The 7,338-nt window shown below is 65.4% G+C and carries 9 protein-coding genes; 2 read left to right on the top strand and 7 right to left on the bottom strand.

All coding sequences use genetic code 11. From position 1 onward, the window contains the following. Nucleotides 1–486: 486 nt before the first annotated feature. Entirely contained in the window at nucleotides 487–1,545 is a 1,059-nt protein-coding gene (locus AB5Y47_RS07385) for a sensor domain-containing diguanylate cyclase (protein ID WP_319911273.1), read from the top strand. 86 nt (nucleotides 1,546–1,631) lie between these two features. Beyond that, nucleotides 1,632–1,919 carry a hypothetical protein gene (locus AB5Y47_RS07380; protein ID WP_010675212.1) on the top strand — a complete coding sequence of 96 codons (288 nt, stop codon included), beginning with the start codon at nucleotides 1,632–1,634 and terminating at the stop codon, nucleotides 1,917–1,919. 102 nt (nucleotides 1,920–2,021) lie between these two features. On the opposite strand, the gene AB5Y47_RS07375 is transcribed toward AB5Y47_RS07380, so the two are convergent. The 7 genes from AB5Y47_RS07375 to AB5Y47_RS07345 form a co-directional block, all read right to left on the bottom strand. Further along, the gene (locus tag AB5Y47_RS07375) at nucleotides 2,022–2,300 is read right to left on the bottom strand and encodes a hypothetical protein (RefSeq protein ID WP_029314742.1); all 279 of its coding nucleotides are present in this window, start codon (nucleotides 2,298–2,300) and stop codon (nucleotides 2,022–2,024) included. Between the two features lie 280 nt (nucleotides 2,301–2,580). Further along, a complete protein-coding gene (locus AB5Y47_RS07370) occupies nucleotides 2,581–3,303 on the bottom strand; it encodes an ABC transporter substrate-binding protein (protein WP_029314741.1) in 723 nt (240 codons plus the stop codon). 194 nt (nucleotides 3,304–3,497) lie between these two features. Beyond that, nucleotides 3,498–3,992, bottom strand: coding sequence for a GDYXXLXY domain-containing protein (locus AB5Y47_RS07365; RefSeq protein WP_010675209.1), 495 nt, complete (start codon nucleotides 3,990–3,992; stop codon nucleotides 3,498–3,500). Beyond that, the gene (locus AB5Y47_RS07360) at nucleotides 3,989–4,996 is read right to left on the bottom strand and encodes a DUF4401 domain-containing protein (RefSeq protein ID WP_042014995.1); all 1,008 of its coding nucleotides are present in this window, start codon (nucleotides 4,994–4,996) and stop codon (nucleotides 3,989–3,991) included. Before AB5Y47_RS07360 ends, AB5Y47_RS07365 begins: the two co-directional genes overlap by 4 nt. After that, nucleotides 4,989–5,927, bottom strand: coding sequence for a DUF2157 domain-containing protein (locus AB5Y47_RS07355; protein WP_368220070.1), 939 nt, complete (start codon nucleotides 5,925–5,927; stop codon nucleotides 4,989–4,991). Before AB5Y47_RS07355 ends, AB5Y47_RS07360 begins: the two co-directional genes overlap by 8 nt. A gap of 217 nt (nucleotides 5,928–6,144) precedes the next feature. Further along, entirely contained in the window at nucleotides 6,145–6,702 is a 558-nt protein-coding gene (locus tag AB5Y47_RS07350) for a TMEM165/GDT1 family protein (protein ID WP_010675206.1), read from the bottom strand. A 253-nt stretch (nucleotides 6,703–6,955) separates the two neighbouring features. Further along, on the bottom strand, nucleotides 6,956–7,285 hold the full coding sequence (locus AB5Y47_RS07345) for a translation initiation factor (RefSeq protein WP_010675205.1): 330 nt from the start codon (nucleotides 7,283–7,285) through the stop codon (nucleotides 6,956–6,958). Nucleotides 7,286–7,338 lie beyond the last annotated feature (53 nt).

Genomic DNA, 7,338 nt, shown 5'->3' with positions numbered 1-7,338 from the left:
CGAGGACGGAGTCCTCGTGTCCTGCGCGGCGAAGCCGTGCCATTGAGGCGTGGTGCGGCATTCGCCAGGCAATGACGTTACCCACCCCTCACCCTAGCCCTCTCCCCCAAGGGGAGAGGGGACAAATCCGAAACCCCGTCGAGGACGGAGTCCTCGTGTCCTGCGCGGCGAAGCCGTGCCATTGAGGCGTGGGGCGGCATTCGCCAGGCAATGACGTTACCCACCCCTCACCCTAACCCTCTCCCGCAAGGGGCGAGGGGATGGTGACCGTGGGCGAATACGCGGCAGGAATCGACCCGGCACCCAGGGGCGAGGGCAGGGTTGTGCCCCTGTGTTTCGCATGGCGACGCCGCTTGGGGTCCGGTTATGCCAAAATGTGAACAAATCGATCTTTCCCCCGGTCAATCGCGGTCTGCCGCTTGTCGGGCCCGCCCCGAGTTGGCTAAGGTGGTCGCCCATCAGATGCACGCAGTAGTGGAGGTAGGCATGGATAAAATTTTGCTGGCGCTCTCGGAGCAGATGATAAACGCGCGGGATCTGGAGAGCCTGACCCGCCCCTTGCTGGAGATGCTGGCGTCGGTGACCGGGCTGGAGTCGACCTATCTTACCGAGATTGACCTCGGGCAAAGCAGCCAGCATGTTCTGTTTGCCCGCAATGCGGCCGGGCTGCAGATCCCTGAGGGGATGACGGTGGAGTGGAGCGATACCCTGTGTCGCCGTGCCATCGACGATGAGATTGGCTACACCGACGACGTCGCCGCTCTGTGGGGGGACTCCCAGGCGGCCAGCGAGCTCGGCATTCGCTCCTATCTGAGCAGCCCGGTGCGCACCTCTACCGGCTCCCTCTATGGCACCCTGTGCGGCGCCAGTACCGAACAAAAACCCGCGGTGGCGGGGGCGCAGCAGCTCATTGCCTTCTTCGCGCACCTGATTGCCGAACAGGTGGAGCGGGAGCAACTGCTGCGGCAATTGCAGCAGGCCAACGACGAGCTCTCGCGTCTGGCCCTCTCCGATCCCCTCACCGGGCTCCCCAACCGCCGCGCCCTGATGCTGGAGCTCACCCGCCTCTTCTCGTTGTCGGAGCGGGCGGGGCATCCGGTGCTCATCGCCTTTGTGGATCTCGATGGCTTCAAGGCCATCAACGACGAGCATGGCCACGAGGCGGGGGACAGGCTGCTCACCGCCATGGCGCGGCAACTGGGGGAGACCCTGCGCGGCGGCGATCTGCTGGCCCGCTTTGGGGGGGACGAGTTCGTGGCCGTGGGCATGGGGCCTTTCCCGGACGCCGACACGCTGGACGGGGCGGTGGCGGCGTTTCGCCAGCGCCTGTTCGAGCACAGCGTGCTGTCACTGCCGGTGGGGGACAAGGTGATCCATTATCCCGGTGCCAGCGTGGGGGCGGTGGCCGTGATGCCGGCCGAGGTCAGCGTCGAGGAGGCGCTGAACCGGGCCGATGCGAGCATGTATGCGGTCAAGCGCCAGCGCCGGGCCGCAGGGGAGGGCGGGAACCCGCCTCCTTCCAGTCAGGTGTCTGCCCCGCGATAGGAGCGGGGCGGGTTGAGAGGGCACAGGGTGGCGCGTCCACCCGGGTGCCAGTCTGTTTTCCCTTTTATCAGTTCGGAGCCCATACCATGGTTCATCTTCTTGTCCGCCGTGTGCGCGCCCTGGCCGGGCGGGCGGCCACCCTGGTGGCCGGACTCTGCGAGTATCAGCAGCGCATCTGGGTGGTCAGCATCGTCAAGGAGTCCTACACAGATACCTTCGTGGTCAACGAAGGGGGCTTCGAGGAGCCCTTGCAATGGATGCGCCGCAAGGGCTACAGCGCCGAGATGCTGGCCAGGGTGGAGGCCATGGCCCGATCCCAGGTGCTCCAGCTCGAGTGCGCCGGGCAGCATCACCGTCTGATGCGGGTGAAATAGGGGCGAAGCCGCCCCCGAATGGCCTGGGCGGCACCGCCGCCCGGGCATTGACCACATATCCTGCCGCCCTCTTCGTGTCAGACGGGGCAAATGGGTCGCCAGTTATGATTTTTCCGTGGTTCTCTCCGGCTTCAGACCGCCGGAGTAGACGCAAATCGCGGAGTTGTAGCTGTTGAAGGTGACCGCGTAGTTGAAATCGCAGAAATAGGCTGGGTGCTTGGTGGCGACAATGTCCCCCGCCTTGCATTTGTCCTGCATCCCCTCCACCAGGGTGTCGTTGTTTGACCCGAGACAGGCCTTGCCGGTGGTCTTGTCACCGCCGCAGGCCATCAGAAGGGCGCAGACCGAGAGACTCATCAACCATTTCGCTGTGTTGTGCATGTGTGTTCCCAAGAGATCGGAGAGATGGCGGGGAAGGGCGTGAGCGCGGCGCTGCCCGATGAAGGCGGCCAGCGGGCACGCTGCCGCCCCTGACTGTCGCTGCCACCGTGCGCCCTGCCCCTTGCCGTGAAAAAGGGGCCAACAGGCTCCTGCGCCCTATATTACGGACCCGAGGCGGTCTGCGTCACCCCTTGTCGTTGCAAGTGGCGAACATTAAACGGGTTTCGTGCGCTGGCTCAAAGGCGGGCCGGGGCCATGGCGGCCCCGGCGGGGGAAAAGGTCAGGGGGAGGGGAAGTATTTGTGCTGGAGCTGCTGGAAGTCGCTGCTGGCCAGCACCTGGGTCAGGCCGAGCTGGAACTCCCTGACCAGGGCATCGTCCACCGGGTGGCTGAAGGCGAAGCAGTACTGCTCGGAGCTCAACATCCAGCGCACCTCGAACTGGGCAGGATCCAGCTGCTGGGTCTTGATGAGATCCAGCAGGGTGGACTTGTTGCTGGAGACCAGATCGACCCGGCCCGAGGTGAGCATGCGCAGGGCCTGGGAGAGGCGGTTGGCGGTCATGATCTTCTGCTCGTCGAAGCCAGCGTTGAGCAGCAGTTGCTCCCCCACGTCGGATCGCACGGCGCCTATGGTGTAGCGCTGGGCCTCTTCCAGACGGGTCAAGGTCAGGGGGCGACTGGCGAGCCCCATCAGCACTATCTCGGCATAGCCGATGGGGCAGGCCCACTTGAACAGGGGATTGCGCGCCTCGGTGCGGGCGGTGGAGAAGAGCACCACATTGGGTTTCTGGGTCAGCAGGTAGTAGCCCCTGGCCCAGGGCAGGATGCTGACGGGCTGGACAGGGGTGCCGGTCTTTTGCCACACCAGGTGCAGCAGGTCGATGGCAAAGCCGGTCGGGGCGCCATCCTCCCCGGTGAAGTTGTAGGGTTTGTACTCTTCGGTGAGGTAGTGCAGGCTGGCGAGCGCCGGGCTGGCCTGGGTCGCGGGAGTGCCCCAGACCATGGCCGCGAGGGCGGCGCAAGCGACCAGTCTGCGAAGGGGGACTGCAATGTCTATGTTCATCCTGACCGTCCTGCTGCCGAGTGCCCAGTTTCAAGTGTTGCCAAGTCACGGCGTTTCGCCACCCGGCGAATACGTTATCCGTCGGGGGTTGTCATCATTTCGCCACTCTCAACCGGATCGGCGCCCTCTTTTTATTACCAGGCCGGGCGGGTGTGACCCAGGGGGGTGAACGCCTCATCCCTCAGCCCCACCAGCAGGGTGCTGCCATCCTCTTGCAGACGAAACTCGCCGTAGCGGGCCGACTCATACTGATCTCCCGTGCCCTCTTCGAAGAAGAAGGCGTCAGGCCCGATAAACCACTGGCCGTCGCGCTGGCGCACCTTGAGCAGACGCTCCCCCGGGCCCGGGGCCTCGGGCTTGCCCCCTTCCACCCAGTGCACCACCTGATGTTCATCCAGGCGAACGACCAGGGTGTGGGGGCCGGCGGCGGCCTGGCGGCCCGCCAGCTGGCGGGCGAGGGCGTAGTTCAGGCGCATGTAGTCCCCCTGCATCAGGGAGCGGGGGTCGACCGGTGCCAGCTCGATCAGCACCACCTCCCCCTGGCTCATGGCGTGCTCGAAGCGCCAGACGGTGGCGTTGATGCCGGCGAGCAGGGCAAGACCGGTCAGCAAAAAGGCGAGGCGTCTCATGAGGGGCTCCCGTTGTGAAGGTGCTTGAGCCACTGACGGGTACCGAGCAGCAGGGCCCCCGAGGCGAGCAGCAGCCAGGACTTAGTCATCAGGGTCAGCCCCAGATCGTAGTAATAGAGGGAGCCAAAGCCGAGCAGCAGGAGGCCTGCCAGGGTCATCAGGGCCAGGCTGCCGGCGTAGAAGCCGAGCACCAGCACCAGGGCGCCAGCCCCCATGCCGGGAATGATGGCGCTGATCACCACCAGCGGCAGCCCGTAGCGCAGCGGCAGCCTGAGGCGAACCATGACCGCGAGCAGCAGGGCGGCGCAGAGCAGGGGATTGAGCCAGAGGGGCAGGCGGGAGCTGCCGAGCTCATTGAGCACGCTGGTGCCTCCCTCCCACAGGGGGTGGTGCAGCCGTCCCAGCACCAGCAGGGAGAGTGCCAGCCCCAGGGTGAGGGATTCATAGAGCAGATGGCGGGCGGGATCGCGCTCCGCCTGCAGCCAGCACAGGGCGACGGCGCCCATCACCAGCGGCAGGGCCAGCAGGTGCAGGCCGAGGCAGGCGAGGGCGAGGGTGAGCAGGATGGCGGCGGCGAAGCTGTGGAACAGCCTGATCAGCCAGTGCTCGAACAGGGCGGCCACCCCGAGGGAGAAGGCGGTCAGACCGAACCAGAGCCACGCGACGTTCAGATCCAGCCTGTCCAGCAGGCCGTAGAGCAGCCAGGCATCTGCCGCCAGCGCCAGCGCCAGCACGAACTGATCCCAGAGATCGCTGCGGGTCGCCATGCGGTTGAGACCGAGGGCGGCGGCCATCAGCACCATCCCCATGGTGAGGGCGTTGTTGGGGTCGCGGGTCAGCTGCTCGAAGGCCATGAAGAGGAAGAAGAGCAGGAAGAGGGCGGCTATCCAGCCCACCATGCCGAGCAGAAAACGGCCCGACCAGTGGGGCTGTTCATCCCGGGGAGCATCCCCTTCCACAAGTTGGGCAGCACGCAGGCGCTCCCAGGGGGTGAGATCAGACATGCTGCCTCCGTTGTTGTTGCAGCCAGCGGCTGGCCATCACCGACAGGCCGATGGCGATGAGGGCCAGCAGCAAAAAGCCGTTCATGTCCGGTTCCATCCACTTGCCAAGGGCCGCGAGGATGACGGCGATGAGGCTCAGGCACCCCATGGCGAGCCCGGCGATGAACCTGTGGTGCCAGCGCAGGTAGGCGGCGCCGAGCCAGGCGAGCCAGGCAGGCCAGACCCAGGGAGAGGCTGCATCGAACAGGGCCAGCAGGGTGAGCAGGGTGATGCCGAGCCCCGCAGCCAGCCCCGCGAGCCAGGAGGGCATCAGGGCGTAGCGGGCGGGCACCAGGATGAGCAGACCCCAGAGGGCGGCGTTGAGCAGGGTCAGGCACCAGCCGAGGGCCTCCTCGTTGAAGGAGAAGAAGAGATCGAGAAGGCCGAGCCGCCAGTAGAGCACCAGGGCGAGCTGACCGAGCAGCCAGGCCAGGGTCCAGAGCAGCGGGCTTCTGCCAAAGGCCGCCAGCGGCAGCAGCATCAAGGCCCAGGTGGCGAAGAGCTGCCAGGGGTCGGCGCCGGTCTGGTAGGTCTGGCCCACCAGGGCGAGCAGGGCGCCGAGGTTGAGGGCCAGGGCGAGCAGCAGGGCCTGGCGCGGGGTGTCACTCATGGGTTTGCGCCAGAGCACCAGGAGCATGGCGAGCAACGGCAGCTCCAGCAGTGCGAGACGTGAGAGGCGCCCCAGGGCCTGCCAGTTGAAGGCGACGAAGAAGACGAGGCCGGCGCCAAGGCAGAGGCAGCCGAGCCAGAGCAGCAGCCTGTCGAACAGCCACTGCCAGCGGGCAGGGCCGGGGGGCAGATCGCACAGGGCCAGGGCGGCAGGCAGCGAGGCCCGTGGCAGGCGGCCGCGCCTGACCCAGTCGAGCAGGGTCTGTCTTGAGGTGAGGTGCATGGGGGCTCCTGAAGCCGTGATGCCTGAAAGATAAGGCATTATGGCACGGCGCCGCGTCTCGGGGCAGGGGCGCCGTTGGCGCTGCGACACAGGTCGCGGCACGGGGCCATGTCTTTGCACTAAAAAGGCCCCCGCCGTGAGGAGGGGGCCTGAAGGACGTCCGGGGCGGCGGTGGCGATCAGTGCTCACGCTGATCCCCCGTCGGCTTCTATGGAGGTCAGGCGAAGATCAGGGTGGAGATGCCAAGCCCCGCAAAGAGGATGGCGCAGGCAATGCGGATCCCCTTGAGGGGGAGCTTGTCGGCCCCGAGCTTGCCGAGTAGCACCACGGGCACGTTGGCCAGCATCATGCCGAGGGTGGTACCGGTGATCACCTGGATCAGGGAGTCGTACTTGGCTGCCAGCAGCACGGTGGCTATCTGGGTCTTGTCACCGATCTCGGCGATGAAGAAGAGCACGAAGGTGGCCATGAAGGGGCCGTACTTGTCCAGGGAACTCTCTTCATCATCCATCTTGTCCGGCACCAGGATCCAGGCGGCCATGGCGATGAAGGCGCCAGCGACCAGCCAGGTCATCACCTTGGGATCCATCCAGCGACTGATGAATTCCCCTATCCAGGCGGCACCCGCGTGGTTGAGCAGGGTGGCAGCCAGCATGCCGGCGATGATGGGCCAGGGTTTGCGAAAACGACAGATGAGCAACAGGGCCAGCAGCTGTGTCTTGTCGCCGATCTCGGCGATGGCAACGCTGATGGTGGAGGTTAACAAGGCTTCCATAAAAATGACCGGGGGACGGAATTGTTATAAACCAAAGACAAGCCTGCGCCATCCGTCCCCGGTTTTGGCACTGGCCCGTCAAAGGTCTTGTCAAATCCGGCATTGCCCGGATCACCCTGACCATGGTGAGTTGGCACCAAGTATGTTGATCAGGATCGCGCACGAAACGGGTCCGTGGCGAGACTACTCCCCCTCGATGGGAGCGGGCATTCTAGGGAAAAACCCCCGGTGAGGCAAGGCGCGGGATGGGGAATTATCCCCCCACCAGCTTGACCTGAAAGCCGGCCTTCTCCAGTTCGGCCTTGATAAGGTCCCGTTTGTCCCCCTGGATCTCGATGATCCCCTCCTTGAGACCGCCGCCGGTACCGCACTTCTTCTTGAGCAGGGTGGCGAGGGCCTTCTGCTGGTCGACGGGAACGCCGTGGATGCTGATGACCCCGGCCCCCTTGCGTCCCTTGGTCTCGCGGCGGATGCGCACGACCCCGTCGGCGGGGAAGGGGGAGGCGTGCTGGGCGGGGGCGGATTCCTTGATCATGCCGCCGTCCGTGCTATAGACCAGGCGGCTGTTGTTGTCGTGACTCATGGCAATACTTTGTCGGTTAGCTAAGCGGAGTTTGATTTTACGCAAATAAATGT

It is taken from the genome of Aeromonas sp. R7-2, from assembly GCF_040908105.1.
In the GTDB taxonomy this organism is placed as follows: domain Bacteria; phylum Pseudomonadota; class Gammaproteobacteria; order Enterobacterales; family Aeromonadaceae; genus Aeromonas; species Aeromonas caviae.
Note: the sequence above shows the minus strand (reverse complement) of the source record. Positions and strands in the feature narration are given on the sequence as shown.

Excerpts from the sequence above, each read along its gene's own strand:
- AB5Y47_RS07365 (WP_010675209.1), bottom strand. The coding sequence starts at position 3,992 with ATGAGACGCCTCGCCTTTTTGCTGACCGGTCTTGCCCTGCTCGCCGGC.
- AB5Y47_RS07360 (WP_042014995.1), bottom strand. The coding sequence starts at position 4,996 with ATGTCTGATCTCACCCCCTGGGAGCGCCTGCGTGCTGCCCAACTTGTG.
- AB5Y47_RS07370 (WP_029314741.1), bottom strand. The coding sequence starts at position 3,303 with ATGGTCTGGGGCACTCCCGCGACCCAGGCCAGCCCGGCGCTCGCCAGC.
- AB5Y47_RS07355 (WP_368220070.1), bottom strand. The coding sequence starts at position 5,927 with ATGCACCTCACCTCAAGACAGACCCTGCTCGACTGGGTCAGGCGCGGC.
- AB5Y47_RS07375 (WP_029314742.1), bottom strand. The coding sequence starts at position 2,300 with ATGCACAACACAGCGAAATGGTTGATGAGTCTCTCGGTCTGCGCCCTT.
- AB5Y47_RS07385 (WP_319911273.1), top strand. The coding sequence starts at position 487 with ATGGATAAAATTTTGCTGGCGCTCTCGGAGCAGATGATAAACGCGCGG.
- AB5Y47_RS07380 (WP_010675212.1), top strand. The coding sequence starts at position 1,632 with ATGGTTCATCTTCTTGTCCGCCGTGTGCGCGCCCTGGCCGGGCGGGCG.
- AB5Y47_RS07350 (WP_010675206.1), bottom strand. The coding sequence starts at position 6,702 with ATGGAAGCCTTGTTAACCTCCACCATCAGCGTTGCCATCGCCGAGATC.
- AB5Y47_RS07345 (WP_010675205.1), bottom strand. The coding sequence starts at position 7,285 with ATGAGTCACGACAACAACAGCCGCCTGGTCTATAGCACGGACGGCGGC.